The 23,255-nt window shown below is 38.9% G+C and carries 22 protein-coding genes; 7 read left to right on the top strand and 15 right to left on the bottom strand.

The window, feature by feature from the left end; genetic code table 11:
* Positions 1-38: 38 nt before the first annotated feature.
* Positions 39-638, top strand: a complete 600-nt coding sequence (locus GKR48_RS02695) for an FMN-dependent NADH-azoreductase (protein ID WP_154626811.1) — start codon at positions 39-41, stop codon at positions 636-638.
* Between the two features lie 49 nt (positions 639-687).
* Here GKR48_RS02695 and GKR48_RS02690 read toward each other — a convergent pair whose 3' ends face one another.
* The 4 genes from GKR48_RS02690 to GKR48_RS17840 all read right to left on the bottom strand — a co-directional run bounded on the left by GKR48_RS02690 (position 688) and on the right by GKR48_RS17840 (position 4,613).
* Entirely contained in the window at positions 688-1,017 is a 330-nt protein-coding gene (locus GKR48_RS02690) for a YdbL family protein (protein ID WP_154603867.1), read from the bottom strand.
* Complete coding sequence (locus tag GKR48_RS02685) at positions 1,014-1,199, bottom strand: YnbE family lipoprotein (protein ID WP_036948339.1); 186 nt, start codon at positions 1,197-1,199, stop codon at positions 1,014-1,016. The genes GKR48_RS02690 and GKR48_RS02685 overlap by 4 nt, the downstream gene beginning before the upstream one ends.
* A 38-nt stretch (positions 1,200-1,237) precedes the next feature.
* Positions 1,238-3,868, bottom strand: coding sequence for a YdbH family protein (locus tag GKR48_RS02680; RefSeq protein ID WP_154626805.1), 2,631 nt, complete (start codon positions 3,866-3,868; stop codon positions 1,238-1,240).
* A 235-nt stretch (positions 3,869-4,103) separates the two neighbouring features.
* Positions 4,104-4,613 carry an AAA family ATPase gene (locus GKR48_RS17840; protein ID WP_230088572.1) on the bottom strand — a complete coding sequence of 170 codons (510 nt, stop codon included), beginning with the start codon at positions 4,611-4,613 and terminating at the stop codon, positions 4,104-4,106.
* 265 nt (positions 4,614-4,878) lie between these two features.
* Between GKR48_RS17840 and GKR48_RS02670 the strand changes: the two genes are divergently transcribed.
* Together GKR48_RS02670 and GKR48_RS02665 are read left to right on the top strand one after the other, a co-directional pair.
* Positions 4,879-5,877: a 2-hydroxyacid dehydrogenase gene (locus GKR48_RS02670; RefSeq protein ID WP_154626802.1), complete on the top strand. Its 999-nt coding sequence runs from the start codon at positions 4,879-4,881 to the stop codon at positions 5,875-5,877.
* 14 nt (positions 5,878-5,891) lie between these two features.
* Complete coding sequence (locus GKR48_RS02665) at positions 5,892-6,329, top strand: META domain-containing protein (RefSeq protein WP_154626799.1); 438 nt, start codon at positions 5,892-5,894, stop codon at positions 6,327-6,329.
* A gap of 82 nt (positions 6,330-6,411) precedes the next feature.
* On the opposite strand, the gene grxB is transcribed toward GKR48_RS02665, so the two are convergent.
* A complete protein-coding gene (gene grxB / locus GKR48_RS02660; RefSeq protein WP_154626795.1) occupies positions 6,412-7,056 on the bottom strand; it encodes a glutaredoxin 2 in 645 nt (214 codons plus the stop codon).
* A gap of 626 nt (positions 7,057-7,682) precedes the next feature.
* Between grxB and GKR48_RS02655 the strand changes: the two genes are divergently transcribed.
* Positions 7,683-7,994: a helix-turn-helix domain-containing protein gene (locus GKR48_RS02655; protein WP_132495890.1), complete on the top strand. Its 312-nt coding sequence runs from the start codon at positions 7,683-7,685 to the stop codon at positions 7,992-7,994.
* Between the two features lie 232 nt (positions 7,995-8,226).
* On the opposite strand, the gene GKR48_RS02650 is transcribed toward GKR48_RS02655, so the two are convergent.
* The 8 genes from GKR48_RS02650 to GKR48_RS02615 all read right to left on the bottom strand — a co-directional run bounded on the left by GKR48_RS02650 (position 8,227) and on the right by GKR48_RS02615 (position 17,311).
* On the bottom strand, positions 8,227-9,243 hold the full coding sequence (locus tag GKR48_RS02650) for a fimbrial protein (RefSeq protein ID WP_154626792.1): 1,017 nt from the start codon (positions 9,241-9,243) through the stop codon (positions 8,227-8,229).
* The gene (locus tag GKR48_RS02645; RefSeq protein WP_154626789.1) at positions 9,234-11,708 is read right to left on the bottom strand and encodes a fimbria/pilus outer membrane usher protein; all 2,475 of its coding nucleotides are present in this window, start codon (positions 11,706-11,708) and stop codon (positions 9,234-9,236) included. Before GKR48_RS02645 ends, GKR48_RS02650 begins: the two co-directional genes overlap by 10 nt.
* A gap of 8 nt (positions 11,709-11,716) precedes the next feature.
* Positions 11,717-12,418 carry a fimbrial biogenesis chaperone gene (locus GKR48_RS02640; RefSeq protein WP_132495887.1) on the bottom strand — a complete coding sequence of 234 codons (702 nt, stop codon included), beginning with the start codon at positions 12,416-12,418 and terminating at the stop codon, positions 11,717-11,719.
* 88 nt (positions 12,419-12,506) lie between these two features.
* Entirely contained in the window at positions 12,507-13,082 is a 576-nt protein-coding gene (locus GKR48_RS02635; RefSeq protein WP_154626787.1) for a fimbrial protein, read from the bottom strand.
* A 1,668-nt stretch (positions 13,083-14,750) separates the two neighbouring features.
* Positions 14,751-15,194 carry a YcgN family cysteine cluster protein gene (locus GKR48_RS02630; RefSeq protein WP_224061158.1) on the bottom strand — a complete coding sequence of 148 codons (444 nt, stop codon included), beginning with the start codon at positions 15,192-15,194 and terminating at the stop codon, positions 14,751-14,753.
* Between the two features lie 17 nt (positions 15,195-15,211).
* Positions 15,212-15,868, bottom strand: a complete 657-nt coding sequence (locus tag GKR48_RS02625; RefSeq protein WP_154626782.1) for a fumarylacetoacetate hydrolase family protein — start codon at positions 15,866-15,868, stop codon at positions 15,212-15,214.
* A gap of 20 nt (positions 15,869-15,888) precedes the next feature.
* The gene (locus tag GKR48_RS02620) at positions 15,889-16,992 is read right to left on the bottom strand and encodes a lytic murein transglycosylase (RefSeq protein ID WP_154626779.1); all 1,104 of its coding nucleotides are present in this window, start codon (positions 16,990-16,992) and stop codon (positions 15,889-15,891) included.
* A 49-nt stretch (positions 16,993-17,041) separates the two neighbouring features.
* Positions 17,042-17,311 carry a YcgL domain-containing protein gene (locus GKR48_RS02615; RefSeq protein WP_154626776.1) on the bottom strand — a complete coding sequence of 90 codons (270 nt, stop codon included), beginning with the start codon at positions 17,309-17,311 and terminating at the stop codon, positions 17,042-17,044.
* A gap of 129 nt (positions 17,312-17,440) precedes the next feature.
* On the opposite strand from GKR48_RS02615, the gene minC reads away from it, so the two are divergent.
* The 3 genes from minC to minE are packed head-to-tail and all read left to right on the top strand — an operon-like array spanning position 17,441 to position 19,305.
* Positions 17,441-18,166: a septum site-determining protein MinC gene (gene minC / locus GKR48_RS02610; RefSeq protein WP_154626774.1), complete on the top strand. Its 726-nt coding sequence runs from the start codon at positions 17,441-17,443 to the stop codon at positions 18,164-18,166.
* A 23-nt stretch (positions 18,167-18,189) separates the two neighbouring features.
* Positions 18,190-19,005 carry a septum site-determining protein MinD gene (minD, locus tag GKR48_RS02605; RefSeq protein ID WP_036948201.1) on the top strand — a complete coding sequence of 272 codons (816 nt, stop codon included), beginning with the start codon at positions 18,190-18,192 and terminating at the stop codon, positions 19,003-19,005.
* A gap of 3 nt (positions 19,006-19,008) precedes the next feature.
* The gene (minE, locus tag GKR48_RS02600) at positions 19,009-19,305 is read left to right on the top strand and encodes a cell division topological specificity factor MinE (protein WP_036948203.1); all 297 of its coding nucleotides are present in this window, start codon (positions 19,009-19,011) and stop codon (positions 19,303-19,305) included.
* 73 nt (positions 19,306-19,378) lie between these two features.
* Here minE and GKR48_RS02595 read toward each other — a convergent pair whose 3' ends face one another.
* Both GKR48_RS02595 and GKR48_RS02590 read right to left on the bottom strand, forming a co-directional pair.
* Entirely contained in the window at positions 19,379-20,158 is a 780-nt protein-coding gene (locus GKR48_RS02595; protein ID WP_230088571.1) for an energy transducer TonB, read from the bottom strand.
* A gap of 52 nt (positions 20,159-20,210) precedes the next feature.
* Complete coding sequence (locus GKR48_RS02590; RefSeq protein WP_154626772.1) at positions 20,211-23,243, bottom strand: TonB-dependent receptor domain-containing protein; 3,033 nt, start codon at positions 23,241-23,243, stop codon at positions 20,211-20,213.
* Positions 23,244-23,255: the final 12 nt, after the last annotated feature.

Here is a 23,255-nt window from a genome sequence, read left to right as displayed (position 1 = left end):
TATCTGATGAGATAGACACATGAGTTTCGAGGAAAATAATGAGTAAAGTACTACTATTGAAATCAAGCATTTTGGCAGATTATTCACACAGCAATAAAATGGCTGATTATTTTGTACAACAGTGGCAAGAAAAAAATCCCGATGATGAATTTATAGTTCGAGATTTAGTTAACCAGCCTATCCCTGCGATTGATGGCGAAATTTTAGCAGCTTTTGCACCTACTGACACTAAAACCGCACAGCAACAAGCACATTTAGACCTATCCAATCAGCTCATTGATGAGATTAAACAAAGTGATGTTCTGGTGATCACCGCACCAATGTACAACTTTTCCGTGCCGTCTCAGTTGAAACATTACTTTGATTTTATCGCCCGTTCAGGGCATACCTTTAAATATACCGAGCAAGGTTCTGTGGGTTTGTTAACCAATAAGCGTGCATATGTTCTGACAAGCCGAGGCGGGATTTATAAAGATACACCAACGGATATCATGGTGCCTTACATCACCCTATTTTTGAATTTTATTGGTATTACAGATATTGAATTTGTTTTCGCAGAAGGTACTGCATTAAGCGCTGAATCCGCAGAGAAAGCGCAATCACATGCGAAAAACCATATTGATTCACTGATTGCTTAGCAGTAGGCCTCGTTAAATAGTGCGCACTATGTTAGTTTTCGTGCGCATTTTATTTTTTCTGCATCCATTGCCCATTAATACCGCGTACATATTCTCCCGTCGGCGCCCGTTCAACCAATTTCTGCCCAGCCATTCTTGCGACATCATTGGTTTTAAGCCCATTTTTATCAGCAATTTCTGTATATCGATTTTTCCTTTCCGCATTGATATGTTCAACCAATTGCTTTGCATCTGCACTACTTTGGTCAATTACCGCCAAATATCCCGATAAGGTTTCCCCCACCATACCGTGAGTTTTACCTTCTTCCACCGTCAGAGCAAATGCAGAAAATATGCTTAATGTGGAACATAACGTGACGACTTTAAACCAGTTCATCATTTTGCAGGTACCTCACCGAATAGATCGCTGTTTTCCTTTAATAACTCTTCAACTTGTCGGTCAGCTTTAATTTGGATTTCATGTTCAATCTTAACATTCATATTGATGTTAATTGGCTTATCTGGCGTAGCGACTTCTACGCGTAAACATGCCGTTAATAGCGATGCCATTGCCATCATCATGATCAATTTTAATGTTTTCACGTTAGTCCTTTTCTCTTCTATATATTCTTTTCGAGCCATTCTTCTAAGCCAGTACCAAAACGTAAACTGCGCCATAACTGAAAAATATTCTCTTCATGGTGATAATTTAAGTGAACTTCACGCTTCTTGGCTTCTTTGGTGTTATACCCTTCAAGAATAGTCGACATAGTGAGCAATCCCAAGTTTGTGACATTCACATCGGTACGACTGCGTTGAATTTCAAGATATTGTAGCCATCCAATCGCCGATCCTGCTGAAATATTATCTTTGGCAATAGACTCCACAAAATTGGTATCTAAACGTAATGTCAAAGGTCCGTTATTTTCCATCCATCCCCCTTTAATAATCCAATCAGGATTATTCAGGTAAAATGGCAACTCACCATTTACTCGGCCAGAAACAGCAAATTGTGAAACTTTTAGTTTTGTGAATAGCTCGCTAAGCTCCACTTGATGGACGCTAATTGTTGCCGGTTTATTTTGTGGCCAGCGCAGTAAATCGAGATTGATTTCCCCACCTAACATTTTAAAACCAACATTGCTAAGCTGGATCGGATGAGTCTCAGTCGGCGGATACGTTCCTGATAAATCCGCTTTGATATCGGTGAATTCAAATAAATTCGAGACGTGCTTAATGCGTAACTCAACGGGTGATTTTTCACCTAATGTCCAGGTGCTATTATGCAATTTCCACGGTAAGACAAAATCCAAACCATTAAGCTCGCCATCCTTCATCCATAAGCTCGTATTTTGCACTCGCCAATGTCCACCAGCAATAAAACCATTTTCTGGTGTCATGGAAAAAGCAGCTTGAGAAAATAGTTTACCTTCACGTAATTCAATACCTAGGTCTTTCGGAATTAATGTCTGAAATGCTTTAACTGACTGCTCAGGCCAACGTGCTTCACCACGCAGACGTTCACCGTCCCAGCGTCCAAATATAACAATAGGTCCTACTTGTCGGGTACTTAAATCCCCTTTCAACTGAAAACTGGCTGGGGATGTACCTTTAAGTTCTGCATTCGCCGTAATTTTAGGCAAATAGCTATCTGCACCAAATAACATTCGATTACTGGTTAATTGTAATGCGCCATAAAAATCCGCTTTTGCGTGATCTCGCTGCCAAACCAACGGGGATGTCAATTTAAGACGTGGAGCAGACATGGAGAGTAAACCATATTTAATTTGGTCAAATCCCGTATTTAAGCTATTGAGCGTTAATTGTGTATCTTGCCAACTCCCGTTGCCTTTAACATCCCAACGAGCCGCTAACGCAGGCAGTTGAGCATTACCCCAGTAATTCCAGAACCATTTACCTTTATCAATATTAAATTTATTCGCACTGCCATCGAGATGAATATCAAAGTCACCCCAATATTGTTCCTTTACCTTTAAAATTGCTTGTAAGCGCCCCGAAATTCCTTCGGCATTTAACCGGGTACCCGCCAAAGGTAAGCGTATTTCTCGTAACAGAATCGTCGGTGAAACCCGCCCATAGGCTCTCAATAACGAACCAGGCATAAATGCGACGGTGGGTGAAACCAACTGGCCTGCAATTTTCGCTGGCAAATTAATATCCAGTACCATGTCATCGTATTTCACTTGACCGTTGAGTCTAAAATCAATATCCGCATCGAGGAGATTGATACGACTAGGCTCAAGCGTAAGGACTAAGTTAGCTTTTCCTTTTTTCGCATCAGTCAACATGTTCAAACGACCTGAAACCACAAACTCACTCAGGGTTTGATTCCAGTTATCAATTTGAAATGCAATTCCACCATGAAGTGGAATTTCTCCATCATCCCAGCGCCATTGCCCATCCGTCACGGTCACTTGTGATGATGAAACCTGCCATGGAAGATGGAATAATTCGTGTTGCTGCTCAAGATCTGTAACGGTCAGTAAGCCTTGATCGCGCTGCCAATGCAGTTTTGTATTTAAGCGTTTATTTAACTCAATAAGCTTAAATTGGGCTTCGATATCTCCCGTTTCGGGCAATTGAGCCGTCGTCAGAGGTAAAGCTAATTGCGCTGTTAATTCAATATGTTGAGGCTCTTCTTGTGGCTTATTTTGATCCACTTCTAACGCTAATGCACTCTGAGGTAACATCGCCGAAAATTGTTGTATAATCAGTTGATTTTGCGAATTAACAAAAGAAGAAACCCGTACATTTTCCCCTTGATAATTCAACATAAGTGGCAAATCAGCGGTACTGCGTAACCATAAACTGCCTTGATACTGTTCCCAAGAATGCAGTGTGATTTTATCAATGACGAGTGAAAATTGAGGGATAGCATCCAGTATCTCGGTGATGTTTATAGGAGAACTTGGTGACTCCTCACTCGTTTTGATGCCATCCAAACATTCCGCATTAACATCAAGCCCATCAACTTTGGCCCTAATCGGGAAAAAAGAGATTCGGGCATTCGTTAGTGTTGCAAGAGAACAATTATTTGCACTTAATCCCACACTCGGGAATCTAATTTGATGATTAACAAGTTGTGGTTCAGAAAGTGACAGTGTCACTGGTGTGGGTAAAAAATGTTTAGCAACAACGGGCGCCCAACGGGTTAATGTTGACCATAATATGATTAGGAGCACAACACTCACCCCTAATAAGAAAAACAGTATTTTTATTGCCCGTTTCATGAAAATTCTCTGAGCATCATCTTCATGAAGCAGCGATGAATATCATTGATGAGATGGATGAAAATAAAGTGAAAGGGTGCATTGGCACGAGTAGTTCGACGACTTGCATTGCGATGTAGGTCATTTCCATAATAACTTTCTCTATTTAGATAAATATATTCTAATCTTTTAAAGCAGAAATGAACAACTTAACCCTATCCGTTCACTCTGTTACTTTATTATTTTCAGTCAGTTCTTAGTGATTATGCGATGCTGCATGGTTTGTCATTTCACGAAAGCATGATTGTGTATCATGCTCAACCTTCACTTTTTCGGCAAACATCGGATTAGCTGCAAAAAAATCATCCAATCGCTGATCAAATTGCTTAGCGAAATGCAGTAGCTCTATCGTATTCATGAAGGTTTCTTTTGGTCGCCCCCCCTTTAATTGCGATATTAAAAAGCGTTTAATGATCCGATACGCGCAAACTCGATAAGGAATGTTGAGCCTAATAATTAATGAACTATCGGCAAAAAAAGGTGCTAAACGCTTGTCATAAGAGCCTTCCATTATCCAGCTTTCTTTAGATTTGATCTCCGAAATCAGCGACTTCATAGTTTCCGGCGTATTTTTAACATATTCTGCTTGGGTTTTATCCCAATAAATTTCATCATAAGCATGTGCGGGGAGACTAAATTCTTCCGATAACTTTTGAGCGAGCGTTGTTTTTCCTGCTCCCGATATACCAATAATGCAAATTTTCACGCTGCTCCTTAACTTTCTTTACTCTTTAAAACCAATCTATTCTGTAAAAGAAGAAAAATAAAACTTAACAGTTGCATTATGTTAACACTAAAAATGGCTGTCTTTGTTAAAGATAGTGAGCAAACGTAAACAGTAAGATATTTTCTTAATTTAGAGGTGATTTACGTCACTAATTGCCTTATTCTGAATGCATATTTTTGTAGGTTTGTTTGTTTTACCTACAGCTTGTCATTTATTGGTTCCTATAAATTATGGAGTTCCTCTGATGAAAATTGTTTCCTATAGCACCAAACAGTATGATCGCAAACATATGGAACAGGTCAACCAACAATCAGAGTTTAATTTTAATATTGAATACTTTGATTTTCCATTAACGGTTCAAACAGCCAAAAACGCCGTCGGTGCTGATGCAGTCTGCATTTTTGTTAATGATGAAGCGAACCGTGCTGTGCTGGAAGAGCTCGCGGCTCTCGATGTCCATATTCTCGCGTTACGCTGCGCAGGCTTTAACAATGTTGATTTGGATGCCGCCAATGAGTTGGGCATTCAAGTCGTTCGCGTCCCTGCTTATTCCCCTGAAGCTGTTGCAGAACATGCTGTTGGCATGATGCTATGCTTGAATCGCCGTATTCATCGTGCGTATCAACGTACTCGAGATGCTAACTTTTCTCTTGAAGGTTTAACTGGCTTTAATATGCATAACCGTACTGCGGGTATTATTGGTACGGGCAAAATTGGCCAAGCCACACTACGAATTTTAAAAGGTTTTGGGATGCGCTTACTGGCTCATGACCCATACCCTAACCAAGCCGTCCTTGATCTGGGTGCCGAGTATGTCGATTTAGATACCTTGTATCGGGAATCCGATGTTATTTCTCTGCACTGCCCTTTAACACCGGAGAACCACCATTTACTGGATGAAAATGCATTTAATCGCATGAAATCGGGCGTGATGATCATCAATACCAGCCGTGGAGCATTAGTCAATTCTGCGGCTGCTATTAATGCACTTAAATCCCAAAAAATTGGTGCATTGGGCATGGATGTGTATGAGAATGAAAGAGATCTATTCTTTGAAGATAAATCTAATGATGTGATTCAAGATGATATCTTCCGCCGATTGTCTTCTTGCCATAATGTCTTATTTACTGGTCATCAGGCGTTTTTAACCGAAGAAGCTTTAACAAGTATTAGCTTAACAACACTGAGTAATATTCAACAAATCAGTCGTGGCGAAAGCTGCCCGAATGTTGTGAAGCCTTAGCAGGATCTTGCATCATGAAAAGATTGATCCCGCTCACTCTCTTTGGTTTGTTACTTGCAGCTTGCCAAACCCATCAAGTAAAGGCAGGTAGCAGTCAGCAATCCCTTGAGCAACAGCTGATGCATCATAATTTTGTCTTAACTGAAGTGGATGGTCAGCGCATTGCCAAAAAACAGACCGCGCCGTCCATTTCATTCGGTGAAAAATTGTTTGTCTCTGCCTCTATGTGTAATGACTTTAACGGAATGGGCGCAATTAATAATGCAACATTGAAAGTTAAAACATTAAGTAAAACAGAATTAGAGTGCGTAGATGAGGATCTTTCACGATGGGATACCTTAATTAACCGTATGTTAACAAATGGTGCAACAGTAACATTAACCAAAGATCATTTAACGTTGACACAAGGGCATTATAAACTTGTTTATACCTTGAGTGATTATATGCAGTAATTCTGCCTTTATTACAAAATAAAAAACCGCCATTTTTAATCTGGCGGTTTTTTTATCTTATTCTATTGCTATCCGTTAAAAGCTACTTAGCTTGGCTGAATAACAAATTAATTCCCGTCGCTTTTGATGTGCGATCCATATAGTCATGAATTGTGGTGCTAAAACCTATTTCTTTCACAATACTTAAGCTGCGCAGCACAGGGAAAATAATAAAATCGTTAATATCCACAAGTGCTTTGTTACGCTTTTCTAGCCATACATCTAATAGATCCATATGCGGCTCTAACTCAATCAACAGCGTGTGCGTTTCTTTACGCAGTACGGATAAATTATCCCCATGAAACTTGCTAACACGCTGGATATATGCGGTTTTAGCCGCCTCTGTCGCTATCTCAGGAAATTCAGATTCAGTAAAACGTGGTGTCACTAATTTAGATACCGTCGAAGAAACTGCTTTATACCAGCTATCAATTTCAGGGCTAATTTCTCCTGCAGCTAAACGGGGTTCACTTAATTGGTCAACATAACGCACAATATCTAAACTCTCAGGTAAATAGCTACCATCTTCTTTCTCTAGAATAGGTACCATTTTGCGTCCTATCATACGTGTTGGGGTTTCGATATCGTTATCCAACAAAATAACTTCTTCTACCGCAACTTTTTTTAAACCAAAAATCATTCTGGCACGAACACAAAATGGACAATGATCATAGATATACAGTTTCATGTTACCCTCGCACACTCAGTGATAAAGCAAATTAAGTTAACTCAAGTATACTTGATCTTTATACTTAGTGTAGCGTTAAAGAAATTTCTTTTTTATTATTTCATATAATGGATTTAGTTATATTTAATTATAAAAATCAAATAAAACAAAATACAAATTAAATTTTAATTCACAAATAAATCACGACATTGTATTTTAAATTCATTAATTTATATTTTCATTTATATTCAAAATAAATAATTTTTAAGGAGATGGGAAATATAGAATATCTCCTAACCAACAAAAAAAGTTCCAAAATGGAACAATTTAACCAAACCAATCAATATATTAAACAATTAGATTACAAATAAGAAGATGTCGATTTTATTAAATAGACAGGTTTAACCGCTTAATTCTAGCGGGATATTCTTATTGTTATTTCAATTCAGAATATTCAAAATGGCATTACAGCAACAAGCCTCAAACTTTTGAATATTACTATCGTTAAATGAAAGACTATCATTGAAATTTAAACACTTTAATTTGACGTTAAATTTAATTATTAGCTTTTAAACCAGCTTGTAATTTAATATAATATATAGTGAAAACGACTGATAATAACCTTAATAATAAGTTGAGCATGTCATATGGACATTCATAGTGTCATTGGTCTTAGAATAAAAAACCGGAGAAAAGAGCTAGGCTTGTCAGGTGCAAATCTAGCCAATAAGTTACATTTAAGTCAGCAGCAAATATCGCGGTATGAAAATGGAGTCAACAAGATCCCGATCGACCATCTGCTTGATATTGCTGAAATTTTAATGTGCCCAATCGAATGGTTTTTTAACGGTTATAAAAGTGAAATTAATAATAACGATGACCATTCATTCGATATTCCGAATAGAGAATTACAATACGCAGCAGAAAGTGTAATTATTCCATCTAAACATCACGCATAATAATCTTTTTTTGATTATCTAAAAGTACCCAGTTAAGGATAATGTAATAATTAATCTTTATTGATTAAAATTAGCCTCCTGGGTATTTATTTCTTTTGCAAAATTAAAATTGCATATTATATATAATAAAACATCCGACCTCACACCACTGGCCAGCATTAATTTAAAAATAAAAAAATCGCATGTTTTTTATTAAAAATATGCGATTCATTATAGAAAATTAATGTGCTTTTTAATCGTAGGTTACATTGAAAACCAAATGCGACCGAACATCACCTGCCGAAATCGCTCTTTCATAAGGAAAATATCGAGCTGTTAAAGGAAAAATTAACAAATCATCTTGATTATTCACTACGGTACCTACTTTATAACTACGAGTAAAACTTAATGGTGCTTTACTATTTCTCTCTATCACTTGAATACCAACACCCTTTGCACCATTAGTTCCAGCTTCTTCATTTCTTAGTACACCATTAACATCACTAGCCGAAGCGTTTCCACGAAAATCAATATTAAATGTAGTTAAGCCTGAAGAGGTAATTCCACCGTTACACTCCATGGTAATATCAAAATCAATCTCTCCCACAGGTGCTTGATAAGCGGTCAATTGATTACGTTTTATCGGCGCGAGTGTCACATTCTGTTCTCGTCCACCATTGATTAAGCAAGATGGCGATACAATGGTGATTGCATTTCCTTGTAGATACGTCCGAATTAGCGGATCCGTATTATGCTTGTAACCATATTCAGTGTACTGCCCATTGGCAATTGTGCCAGAACCTGTTTTTCGTGCAGTTTTTATCAACGTTAATGTGAACGTTGAGTTTTCAAGGTATACGCTTACACCATTTCGCCCGCCGTAAATCGTATGAGTACCGGGATAGAGAATATTGACTTGGTTTCCACCTCGTTCAAATTTCATTCCTATCCCTGGGATACTGGATTGATAAACGCCATCACCTAAATGACGCAGGCCGCCCATCACCACTTCAGCTTGAAGCGCATTCGTTCCATAGCATGTTAAATACGATTGATAGCCATTAGTACGCATAGGCCATTGTTTTCTCATAATAACCCCTCCAACAGGAAGGTTTGGATCAACAACAACATTGCCTAAAGTCATATTGAGATCTATTGGTCTTACATTCTTGCGATAACAAACATCTGCATATCCGAAAGCTAATGCATACTGAGTAGTAAGGAGAACACCAGCACCAATTAGCCAGCGCCATTTTTTGATCATTGACATAGACTCTCCTGACTGTTTTCCGCCGTTAATGGGAACGAGCACTCGCCGCCTTCCCACTTTACTGTCGCAAGTTTAGATTCATTATTACTGATAAAAACGGTACCACCTTGCCCTACAACACCAATGTAATTCCCTTGTGGGTCCAAAACATTGGCACCAAATGGCAGCGCTTTATTGTTTGGTCGAACGACGCTATACACCGCATTTTTCTCAACTTTCGTATCAAAAACAACTTTTACAACACTACCCTCATACGGTACAACTTGCGCTGTGGTGCTGTTAAACACGATGTCTTCTGGGCTACCTTTCGGGTCAATGTCGACATTATTAATACGATAAGGACGAACATAAGGAGCCAACGCATACCCATGGCTATCAATTTTGGTATTCTGTGACCCCATGATAGAAGCCCCTTCCGCGCCTTTCGCTTCTATTAATGCAATCGTTGAAGAGGTATTTGGCGAGAATGTGACTCCACCAGCATGCACCACCATTGATCCATTAGCTGAAGCACCATATTGGCGATAACCATTACCTTGGCTGTAGTTCGCATTCGTATTCACGACTGAAGTTTGGTATCCCGTGTTCAGTGCAAAGTTACTATTACCGTGTTCTTCAATCGACGTATTTAAACCATAAGTCCAATTATTTTCTGTATCAAATGATCCATTAACACCCACTTGTGAAGAACCAAATTTATCATTATTAAAGATGGTGTTTGAGGTAATGGCAGCGTAATTACGATCCCCGAAATAGAGCGGGAAATTCACATTTAAACTCACACGGTCATCTTGCGTTCTTTGCGTATTATCTGAATAAACTCGCATAAATGAGATGCCATACGAAAAGCGTTCAAATTGATTGTTGTAATTTAATTGATACTGTTTTTCGATACCGCTACGGTTCCAATAACTTGAAATACGCCCAGTGAAATAGAAGCTTCCTAAGTCGTACGGTAAATTTTGGTTAATTGTGTAGCTAAAACCGTTTTTCTCGCGCCCTAATGAGCTATCTATTCCTTTCTTATCTGCATCAATCGTGTAAAGCGCATTAGAAAGACTATAATAATCTTCTGTTGAATAACGGTATGCCGCTAGCACAAGGTTTGTGTCAGTATCAGAAAATAACTTGTTGAAAGTAAACCGGTAGCTTTGCCCCATATCCGTTTTTTGATTGAATACAGTTCTTGATTGAGTAACATCCACGGCAACCGCACCAATGACTGTATTCACTCCCGCACCTAACAAATAAGCCTGATAATCATCAAATGCAGTGACACCACCATACAGTGTAAAAGTGTTATTTAAACCGTGCTGCAAAGTACCTTGCATAATGAACGGCTGGTTACTGATACCTTTAGCATCTGATTTACCGCCGGACAGTTGATAACGGGTATAACCGGGACGTAGTAACTGCGCCATCGACGTATAAGGCACACTAAATGAAGACTCACTTCCATCGGCCTCTTTGATAGTTACGACAAGGTCATTGCCATAACCAGATGGGTATACATCATTGAGGTTAAATGGCCCTGGGGAAACTGAGGTTTGATAAATAACGACATCGTTTTGTTTGACGGTAACAAGGGCATTGCTTTGTGCAACACCACGAATTTCAGGTACAAAAGAACTCATGCTATCAGGATACATCGTATCGTCAGTGGCAATTTTAGCCCCTAATAAACTGATACTGTCAAACATATCCCCATCAGTATAAAACTGACCAGCGGTTGCTTTAGACTTCAATCCAACAATAGGACGTTGTAAATAGGTTTGGTTACTGTGCCAATTAGCACCCTCTTTACGTTGCCAATTTAAATTTCCAATATGCTTTAATAACCAACCGTCATAACTTAACCCTGCATTTAATCCGAGATAAGCACTCGCATTATTGTTACCGTTTGAGTGACTATCATAATAGTTACTCATATAGCCCAAATTCAATGCAGGGATCCCTGTCTCCCAGAATTGTTCAGAGACATAGCCACGAGATGATTTCTGCTCATAAATTTGAGGAACAGAAATATCAACTCGTAACGTTGATGAATGAAATGTGTCGCTAACATCAGGGTCACTATTCCACTGAGTTAAAAAAAGGCACTCTTGACTATCGGGTTTTGCCGTCGGTGCAAATTTTTCGATATTAATACCCAAGTCAGATAACAGAGCTGGGGTATAGCAAGTTCCTAACTGTCCATTTTCTTTTGCGACGAAATCAAGGTCGTATCGCCCTTTCCAACTCCCATTGGTATACACATCAACGGAATATTTTCCTGGGCCGATCCCTGTCGTATTAAATCTGTCAAAATCAACGTTTTCTTGACTACCTATAATGAAACCGCTGTTAAATTCATACGTGGTATCTTCTTCACTCCAAGCATAAAACGAAGGTAAAGCACAGACTGTGACTAAACCTGTCACTGAGAGTAAGTTTGTATATTTATTTTTTAACTCTCTCTGCTTCATTCTAAATCCTATTTAACGGTAGTTTTTACCGCTACATCTGAGCCGTAATCATTGATATTGTTAATAATAATCTTAGTTCCTGACGTCAGTGCACGCTTGAGCGTCACCGTCGACTGGCTTTTAGGCTCTAAAAAAATTGTTTCATTATTCAATCCGTTAGAACCATCAGTAGAAATTTTTGTAATAGTAATAAAGTATGGTGACGGGTTGCCGATATTAAGTTTGCTGCCATCTGCTTTAACAACGAGTTGTTCAGGAGCAAGCTCGCGACTACCTAGGCCTGATGGGCGATAGAAAAATTTAAAACGAGAACGAATAGCCAATTGCAGCACATTTTGATTTTCTTCTGCTTTATTTTTGACCATTGGTGGAATATCTAATAGATTCAGCCACCATAAGGATTCTCTGTCTTGCGGTAAGGCGGATTTATCCATCAGCTTAATGCGGATGGTTTGCCCACCTTTTGCTTCAATTCGGGAAATCGGCGGCGTGAGTTGAAATGGCGTTTTAATGGTATCAGGTGTTTCAGATGCATCACCTGTATCAAGCCATGTTTGAGCCATAGCAGGACGGTCAGCCGTATTATTTAATTGGATAGTGATTTCTTTTTCATCGCTAGGATAAACAAAACGAGTACCGTTAACGATGATGTTATTTGCAAATGCTGTCACACTAGACAGTAAGCAAAGACTAAATAGAATGGCTTTCATGTGGGCCTCAAAACAAAAAGCGGCAGTTAACCCACCGCTTACTAACTCATGCTTTTATCGAAAATGCCGATAAAAACTGACTGAAAAATTAGTTATAAGTAATTTCGTAAGTCGCGTAGCTTTGGATTTCCCCCGCGCTTACAGTGTCAGGAGTTGCTGTAGAGTAACCAACATAGTAAGTGAAACGGGTATTGCTACCGTTTTTCTCACCAATTGCTTTTGGTTGGCTTGCTTGACCTGGGAAAATTTTAGTGGTTTTTTCGCCATCAGTAGACAGTGCTAATTGGATGTTTTTAGCGCCGTTAACAACGGTGTTAGCTAGGCTACCGTTAGTATTAGCGGCTAAGTTACCACCAGTCCAACGCACACCTAAACCTGCAGTATCAGTAACAGGTTTGCCGCTTTGTGCACAATCACTGATTTCGATAGCAAAAGTTTTTGGTTTTAAAATAGTGTTAGCGCCGCCGTTTTTAACTTCTTGTAAAGAAACAGGTGCTAAATACACAGTTGCATCGCTGCCTTGACCATCAACGGAAACGTTACAAGAAACATCCATTACTTTACCGTTAAAGTTAACTTGGCCACCGCCAACGGAAGTTGCTGCATTTGCTGTTGTGAAACCAAGAACTGTTGCTGCGATAGCAGTCAGTAAAACTTTTTTCATTTTCAATTCCTAAGATGAGTTTTTTATTTATTGCTTATACAAATTATTAAGAGGTCTTTTATTCATTCTTGGGTAACAGCAAAAACAGAGTCCGACCGTATTAAAATACAGCCAGAAGTCAGCATATTTAGAGCTTCAACGGATCACCGTAATGCGCACATAAGCAATAGCTCAGTGATATCTGTTTTTGACCAACAAGTTGTATGACCACTAATTCGAAGCAAAGAATACATAAAAACTTATGTGTCATTAAATCGTTTTTACCTTAGCTTCTTAACAATTTGATAGGTGTGACCTATTGCAAATGATCTATCAATCGAAATAGTCAATATATTAATCACACTTAATAAGTCATATTTAGAGGGTGAATTAGATAATTACAAGCCACATACTTAAATGTATAACATTTAAATTTGTTTTTATAAGATATATGAGATTTTTGTGGATATTTTAAATTTGCGATATAAGTTAAATTTTGTATTTTTATTTACATTTAGACACTTTTTCTATTCTTTTAATTACAAAATGAATTCACCCTATACGTGTTAAAAACACGTAATTGATAAATTATTCTTATGTAATTACTCGGTGTTCATATTGAAACATTTGCCAATAAATAAAATTAAATATCGAATTATTATTCTAATACCCAATTAATTCCAAATGAGAGTAAAAGAATTATCTATAACTTTATTGCGCCTTAGGTTGAAGTAAAAATTTATATAACAACAATTTCTTAGTGACTAACACTATCATAGAGGGAATAGAAAAAACGCGGTAAAGAGGCAAGGAAAATATTTATGATAAAAAATCATAAATACCGCAAGATAATGCTCCTGTCATATAATAAGGCTTTGACAATTTAATCTTATTAAGAGTATCAAGGTATGAGGCTATGTAAGCGGAAATAATCATTTCTGATCTAACAATACTAAATAAGTGGTACTTTTTAGCCAAAAACTTAATCTGCATCAAAATTTGACACATTTGCGTAATTCAATGATATATAAGGTTATTTTTCAAAAATAACAATTCGACCAAATTTATAAAAATTACCTAAAAAATGCATATTAGGAATATTCCTAAAAATGCATTTTATGCGTTATTGATTTACCTTATGTCTTCATTTTGAATAAAAAAGCATTTAAAGCTAAGTGCTGATCGATTTTAGTACTACCTATTCTACTCATCTTTTCAGTGAACTAACGTGATAATAACGTTAATCATAATTCTATTTAGATAACATTGACTCATTAGATTAGTTCTTCAATGACAATAAGATATTTGAGCACAATAAGACAGAAAAAGTATATTATTTCAACATCCTACTGAATATTACTTAAAATCATCACGTGTGTTAATTAGGCTGACCAAATATTATTTAAATATCACTCTACTTTTTTATTAAAAAATATTTAACATTTGAACATTGCTAAATATAAGCCAAATTTGTTCTCGTTTTTGAGTAATTTATTTTAATAAGCTCCTCAAAATACAAATTTCTTATTTATAACAAAAGATTTTGACAGGCGGGCAAAACTGATGGTTCTTTATTCGATTTGTCGTTTTTCATCGAATTGAGGGCTTTGAATCTAGTTAAAGGCGCAGGATAAAAAAAACGCTCCATATAAATGAAGCGGTTTTTTAGAAAAGTCCATTAATGATGCATTATCTGGCGTTTGGTCGGTTCATAATATGATCTTCCCACTCTACCACATCAATTTCTCGTACTGCGATATGGCGAACTGAGATACCTTCATTATGCATTGCAGCTTTTGAACCGGTTTTCAATGGATGCCATGCAGGAAGCGGTTTTCCTTCCATTAACAAGCGGTATGCGCAGGTACTTGGTAACCAAGCAAATGTTTCCAGATTATCCCGAGTCAGTTTTATGCAATCCGCTTCATATTTGAAACGATCTGCATAATGTCTGCACTGACAGGTTTTAATATTTAACTGGTTGCAAGCCACATTAGTGAAATAGATCTCATCGGTGTCCTCATCCATTAATTTATGCAAGCAGCATTGCCCACATCCATCACAGAGAGACTCCCACTCTTCATCGGTCATTTCATCTAAGGTTTTAACCTGCCAGAAAAACTGAGACATAATACTGCAAAATCCTATACTTAAATGACTCTAGTGGTCAGTGAATTATCATTAATCGTTAGCTTTAACATATCCCCAGAAGCCAATGGCCCCACACCTTCCGGTGTTCCAGTTAAAATAACGTCCCCAGGACGCAGGGTAAAGAAACGGGACATATAGCTAATTAGCGGTAAAACTGGAGTGATCATATCACGGGTTGAGCCAGACTGACGAACCTCGCCGTTGATTTCTAAACTCAGTGACATATTTTGCAGGTCACTGGTACCACCGACGGGAATAAATCCAGAAATCGGGCATGAACCATCAAAAGCTTTGCTTTTTTCCCATGGCTGCCCTACTTTCTTAAACTTTGCCTGTAAGTCTCTTAAGGTCAAATCAAGTGCTACCGCATAACCGGCAATTGCACGAGCAACCCTATCTTCATCCGCATTTTTAAGAGGCATACCGATCAAAATCGCCATCTCAACTTCGTGGTGAACCGAGCCTAATTCTTTAGGAATAACAATTGGCTGGTTGACATCACACAGGGCAGTTTCCGGTTTAATAAATAAGACAGGCTCCTCAGGTAATGCTGAACCCATTTCTTTAATATGTTTGGCATAGTTACTGCCCACACAAACTACTTTATTGGCAGGGAAGTCTAATAAAGCGCCTTGCCAGTCGCGATGTTGATACATGTCGGTAACTCCTATTATCGTTATTGTATTTTTGCAGCGATGCCATCCGCCATCATACAAACACTTAATGCGAAATAATATGAACGATTCCAATGCATAATCGTGCGGAAGTTTTGGGTCACTAAGAATGTTCGACCTTCAGGGTCATCAGGAATAACCACCCATGTTTTCACATCGGGCGAAAGTTGAGAAAATGCAGGTAATTTCACCCCTAATTTTTCCCACTCCTGAACGGTTTTCCCTTGTTCCGTTTTAACCCCTTCTAAACTACGGTTAAAATCAGCAGGTAGTGAAACTTGATAGCCCCATGGTAATGCAGATTGCCACCCTTCGGTGGATAAATAATTGGCAACTGAAGCAAAGACATCGGCTTTGTTATTCCAAATGTCCATTTTACCGTCACCATCACCATCTGCGGCATAGGATAAATAAGAAGTTGGCATAAATTGGCTCTGCCCCATCGCTCCAGCCCATGAACCTTTCAGTTGCTGATCTTCTGGGATATAGCCTTTATCCATGATTTCCAGTGCGGCTAATAATTGCTTACTAAACAGTGCTTCACGACGCCCTTCAAAAGAGAGTGTGGCAAGTGCTGAAATCACATCTTCTTTACCTTGTGAACGACCAAAACCACTTTCGAGTCCCCATAAAGAGACAATGTATTGCGGCGGCACGCCATATTTTTGGCTAATTGCGTTTAATACAGCTTGGTTTTCATAGTACTTTTCAACACCCGCATTAATACGAGATTGTGGTAAGACATTTTTTAAATAGCTGGCTAATGTCACTGTTGCGCGTTTTTCAGGTTGCCCTTTATCCGCTTTTACGACACGTTCAAGGAAATAAATGTTAGCAAAGCCACGATCAATCGTAGATTGTTTGATACCTTGAGCCACAGCATGTTGTTTCAGCAATTCCACATAAGCGGGGAATTGTGAAGGTTCACGTTGCTCAATTGGAAAAGCTTTATCTAGCGCGATAACTTCTTTCTCAATCGCAGCTTCTTGTGCCGTTGTCAGAATTCGAGTTTCGTTTGCTTGAGTTGCAGCTTTTTGAGTCTGTGGAGCACTACAACTTGCTAAAAGCACACCAGCGACTAATGTATATAATAACGTTGGCTTCATTTTTATCCTCCTGACGATAATGGCTTTTTAAGGATCATCCTAAATTATCTTAGTCGTTTAATTCGCGATACTCAGAAAGTAAATTTTCAACCGGAGGTGGGAATTGCAAGTAGTAACCAATGTCTTGGAGGTCAGCTCGAACTCGCTCAATGTCCGCATTTGCTAGCTTTTCACGTTTATCCAATGAAATTAACATTGAAAACTGTGGTTTGCCAAATTGCTTGAGGAGTTCTTCTGGAACGCGTGAAAAGTCATCTTTCTTTTCGACATATAAATAAGTTTGATCACGGTTCGGGCTTCTATAAATTGCACAAATCATTATATTTAACTCTTTTTCTTGGTTCGTAAGCTTGCTTGAAGTATGCAGTAACTATAACATGCTATTGTTTTACTGAGTATCTTCACCCGAGGATTGTTTCGGAAATTTTAATTTGCTGAGTCTAGATAGATGCCACAATCGCCAATAGAACTTAAAGGCAGCAGTTTTACTCTTTCAGTCATTCACTTACACAGTGAAGAGCCTAAACTCATCAAAAAAGCGCTGCAAGACAAGGTCAATCAGGCTCCTGATTTTCTTAAAAATGCCCCAGTTGTTATTAATGTTGCAGAATTAACTCACCACGCGGATATGTACAGTATTCACAAAGCGATTGTCTCTGCTGGTCTTCGAATTGTGGGCGTCAGTGGTTGTACTGATCCACTGTTAAGACAAAAGATCAATGAAGCGGGCTTGCCAGTGCTTATTGAAGGTAAAAGCAAAAAAGCGCCAGAACCTTCAACAGATGACGTCTCTTTTGCGAAATCTGATATTGCCCCGCAACCTGCTCCTATCGAATCTGCTTATCGCAAAACCCGTATTATCAATACTCCTGTTCGTTCAGGTCAGCGTATTTATGCGCCAAATAGTGATCTCATCGTCACAAGTAATGTTAGTGCAGGTGCAGAATTATTAGCAGATGGTAATATTCATATCTATGGCGTTATGAGAGGTCGTGCCCTTGCTGGTGCCTCTGGTGATATGGAAAGCCAGATTTATTGTACTCATTTGCAAGCAGAGCTAGTGTCCATTGCAGGCGAGTATTGGTTGAGTGATCAGATACCTACTGAATTTCTAGCCAAAGCAGCTAAACTTTGTTTAGTTGATAACAAACTTAATATTGAATACTTAAATTAGACCTTATTTACAAGGAATTATTCATGGCACGCATAATTGTTGTTACTTCTGGTAAAGGTGGCGTTGGTAAAACCACTTCAAGCGCGGCCATAGCTACCGGCCTAGCTCAAAAAGGGAAGAAAACCGTAGTTATCGATTTCGATATCGGTCTGCGTAACCTTGACCTAATCATGGGGTGTGAACGTCGAGTAGTCTATGACTTCGTTAACGTTATCCAAGGTGATGCAACTCTTAATCAGGCGTTAATCAAAGATAAACGCACTGAAAACCTTTATATTCTTCCTGCATCACAAACTCGTGATAAAGATGCGCTGACTCGTGAAGGTGTTGAAAAAATTCTGGATGAACTCAGCAACGAAATGGCGTTTGACTTTATTATCTGTGACTCTCCTGCCGGTATTGAGAGTGGCGCATTAATGGCGCTGTATTTTGCTGATGAAGCCATTATCACAACTAACCCAGAAGTCTCTTCTGTTCGTGACTCAGACCGTATTTTAGGGATTTTATCCTCTAAATCACGCCGCGCAGAACAAGGTCAAGACCCAATTAAAGAGCGTTTATTGTTAACTCGCTACAACCCAGGTCGTGTGACTCGTGGTGATATGCTAAGTATGGAAGACGTTTTAGAAATTCTGTGCATTCCATTAGTGGGTGTGATCCCAGAAGATCAGTCTGTTTTACGTTCATCAAACCAAGGTGAACCTGTCATTCTGGACTCTGACTCTGAAGCAGGACAAGCATATAGCGACTGTGTAGAACGTATTTTAGGTGAAGATCGCCCTATGCGTTTCATTGAAGAAGAGAAAAAAGGCTTCTTAAAGCGTCTATTTGGGGGATAAATAATGGCTTTATTGGATTTCTTTCTGTCGAGAAAAAAGACGACAGCAAATATCGCAAAAGAGCGACTGCAGATCATCGTTGCTGAACGTCGCCGCGGTGATAGTGAGCCAGCTTATCTTGCTGATATGAAGCGAGATATTTTGCAAGTTATTTGCAAGTATGTTCAAGTTGACCCAGAAATGTTATCCGTACAATTTGAACAAAAAGATGATGATATTTCTGTTCTCGAATTAAACGTCACCCTTCCTGAAGCGGAAGAAGGTAAAGACGTTAAAGAAGCAAAACCAGCAGAACAGTAATATTGTACAATGCCGCTATATCGCTATATTTATATAACGCCATAGCGGCTTGATTTTGTTATCGATTTCAGTATCAGTCTAATTTGAAATTGATTTTTAATATCATTTTACTGTTCATATTTTCAGGTGGCTTACCGAGTGGCTTGCAACGCTTAATCGCATCCAATATCGCCTGTTCGAAAAATTGGCTTTTTTCTGAATCCACCACTTTCACATTGACCAACTCGCCTTTCTCTGTGACATCAAACTGAACTTGAATATCCCCTTGCATACGCATTTTGCGTGCTCGTCGCGGGTACTGTTTATGGCTATCAATTTCCCGTTTGATTTGGTCTAAATAACGCTGTTTGGCATTAGTGTTATTTTCACCATCAGAAAAATGTGATAGATCACCTTGCTGCCCTGCTGCTAAAGAATTTGCTGTGTTTTCGCCTTCTTTTGCTTTTTGGGTTTGCAAATCATCCCGAGAACTTTCTTTCTTGGTTTTTTCTTCCGGTTTAGCCTTATTTTTTACAAGATTACGTTTTTCAGATTTCACCTCTTTGGGTATTTTATCAGCGGCGGTATTTGAGGCATTATCTTGATGGCTACGCTGCTTGCTGACCTTGATATTCGCGTGCTCAAACTCCTCAATGGCATTGAGTTCACCGCCAGTTACCGATTGGCTTTCTTGGGGGATACTCACTTGTTGCTCAACTAAAAACTGGGTTAACGCGACGGTCACCACTGGAGAAATCAACGGCGCAGTCATTTTGAATGACAATGAATTGAATGCAAAAAAACAGAAATAAATAATGGTGCCGTGTAATAAGCCAGAAAGCGGTAATCCATAATAAATTCGAAAATAATTCATGGCGATATTCCTAATCAGCCCCCAGCAAATATGCTTTGCTGGGGGCTGAGCCTTAGAAGTGACTGGTCACACTTAAACGAAGGGATCTCCCCGGCGCAGGCATCATGCTACGCGTCAATGGGTCAATGTAATATTCGTTTAATACGTTAGAAGCTAACAACTCCACTAACAGGTTCTTATTCACTTGGTAGGTAACATAAGCATCCGTGACAAATACCGCATTCCAACTCATCGGGTTATTGTTTAAAGGAGCATAGAAAGGTCCAAATCGATGAATCATGCTAGCTTCATCTTTATTTTCTGTTTTCGCGTGATACCGCACACGCCCACCCACCTCTAAACTTTCATTAAAGAAGCGCATCCCCAAATTAGTGTGAATACTGTATTTAGGTTGCAACTGAGTGCGAAGGTAACCTAATGGAAAGCCACCTTCCGTGCATAATGAAGCGTTAAATTTATTAAGTGGATCTAGTTGAGCCATAGAGGCGTTATCGCAAACTTCATTTTTTAATCGGTAATCAATTCCTAAATCCCCAAAGAAACGCCCATTATCATAGCGAGCTAGCACTTCTAATCCTGCAGTTCGATGCTGGTCCATTTGTGCAAAAACCAAATTACCATCACGGTCAAACGCGTTGTCGATAATATTATGGTAATAGTTGATTCTAAAATCAGCGGCATTTTCTGCTTTTACCCAACTTTGCAAGTTACGTACATAACCGATTTCAAAAGTATGGCTGCGTTCTGGCTTAAATGGACGTGCTCTTATGACGCCATCACCAGCCCCTGAAAACCCAATCGTATCTTCAAAAATACTCGGCATTCTGACAGTTTCAGCGTAGCGCGCAAACACGCGGTCATTATCAGAGAGGTAGGCAGATCCCCCTATTGATGGGCTCCATGCAGAATTAATGCGCTTACCCGGTTTTTTATACTTTTCGTTCTCGTTGACTGAAATAGACTCCCATTTCTTATGTGGAGCATGGTAAGCAATGATTGCTTTTACCTTTTTCTGGCTAATTGGGTCAATCACTTCTTCTGAGAGGTCAATTTCCCCGTTATAAAATGGGTTATTTTCCGTAGTGAGTTTCCCGTCTTCATCCACTCGCCATTTAATATATTCGGAAGCTATGATTCGAAATCCCTCATATTCCTCTTGGATCGTATAATAGTGTTCCGCCCTTTTTAGTGAATGTTTGGGAAGTGATAGCGCTTCGGCAATAAACCACTCAATTCTAGAAACGCCAATGCTACTATCGGGCCAAATACCAACCTTATCGTAACCATCAAAAGTACGCCCTTTGCTGTCCACATACTCTCTAACTTTACGCGCTTCCTCTTCAGTAAATGGTCGAGAATATTCAAAATTCATCGCTTGCGGAATTTGATGAACGGCGAAGTTATGGTCTTTTGCTTTTAGTCGGCGTTCTCTTAATAAGTCTCGTGACCAATAGTTTTGGTACTGTAGACCAGCATTTACATTTAGCCAGTTTGTTGGTCGCCAATCTAATTTTATTGCTCCACTAAATTCTTGGCGTTTACCTTCTCGTGGAATAGCTCTAAATGTATTTTGTTTAGATACTGTTGCATCTAGTGCATATATATCGTCATTACTGTTAATCTCTTCTCTAATAAAATTCCCTATTAGAGTCATATCAAAGTTCGCAGTAAACTGTGATTTGTTAGATAAAATTAACCCTTGCCTATTATTAATTTGATTCAATTTGATTCCATCCACTAGCGTACCATCTATATTGGGATTTCTTCTACTTAAACTATTAACTGACCAATCTAACTCAATAGCTTCCCTAGGTAATCCACCAGCAGTATTTGAATTTAAATCCGTTTTTGTTAACCAGTACCCCAGCTGAAGATCAACCAACGACTGCTTTTCAGATTTAAAACCATAGTTAGCATAAAATGATCCTAAACTTATATTAGCTAAGGGCCATTGGGGAATTTCACCCGCTAAATCATGAAAACGAATTTGTGAAGGCATAATTTCCCCGTAATGGCTTTTTGTATGCACATAGCCAAGGGATATTTTTTGTGATTCAGAAAGTTGCAAATTCATTTTTTGCAGAAAAGTTTCGCTATTACTGGAGGTATTTCCCACTTCTTTGGTTGGTAAGTACACATTCGCAACAAATGGAATATTGGGATCCACCATTTTTTTGGAGTTATCAATATCGGTAGTAATAATAGGTTCTCGGAAATAGTCTGCACCATGACGACCAGCAAAGTAATTGCCTTGATTTCGGTGACTATAGGCAAACAGCAGATCAAATTTTTCTTGGCGTAATCCTAGTGCCACTCGTACTGCACTGTCTTTTAAATTAAAAAAATTTGAACTTCCCGGTTGATCTGGCTCGACTGAAGCTTTTGAATCTCTATAATAAATCCGAGTTCGATAATTTTCTTTGCTTCCTAAGCTATCCATGATCGCTGAATCATCACGATAATCTGTACCAAGGGTAAATTCGTTAATTCTTGGTTTGGTTGAGTTAGTCCGTGTTTCTAATTTAAGGTCTATTGCGAAGCGTTCATCAAATGGCACAACATCATCAATATTGAGAGTTTTAACCGCAACACCTCCACCAACTGAAGTGCGAATATCACGGTCTAACATCGGGCTTTTTACTACGGTAATACTGCTAATCATATTAGGGTCTACATAATTTCGGTTATTGGCTCCGTTGTAGCCGCGCCACACTGTGATGGCTTGCTCCGTACCATCCACCGTAACAGGGACGCGTCCTTGACCTTGAATGCCTCGCACATTTGGGTCTAACGCCCCACTATTACGTGCATCTCCGCTATAAACACCGACACCGTGGTTCAATATATCGGCGGGGTTAGTGCCTTTATAACGCTCGGCTGCTTCTTTGCTGATATAGATATTTGATTCATCTTTATCATATTGGTCATCCGCACCCTTTTGATCCCGCATTTTAATCGTATCAGTCTGGTCTTTTACCTGTATATTGCCCACTTGTTCCCTTGAGCCGGCATAAGACGAAAGTGAAATGACACCCATTGTTAACCCTGTGGCAATTTGCATTGCCACCACTGCTGTTACTTTCATATTAAATCTCAA

Source organism: Providencia sp. wls1943 (assembly GCF_009706275.1).
Lineage (GTDB): Bacteria > Pseudomonadota > Gammaproteobacteria > Enterobacterales > Enterobacteriaceae > Providencia > Providencia zhijiangensis.
Note: the sequence above shows the minus strand (reverse complement) of the source record. Positions and strands in the feature narration are given on the sequence as shown.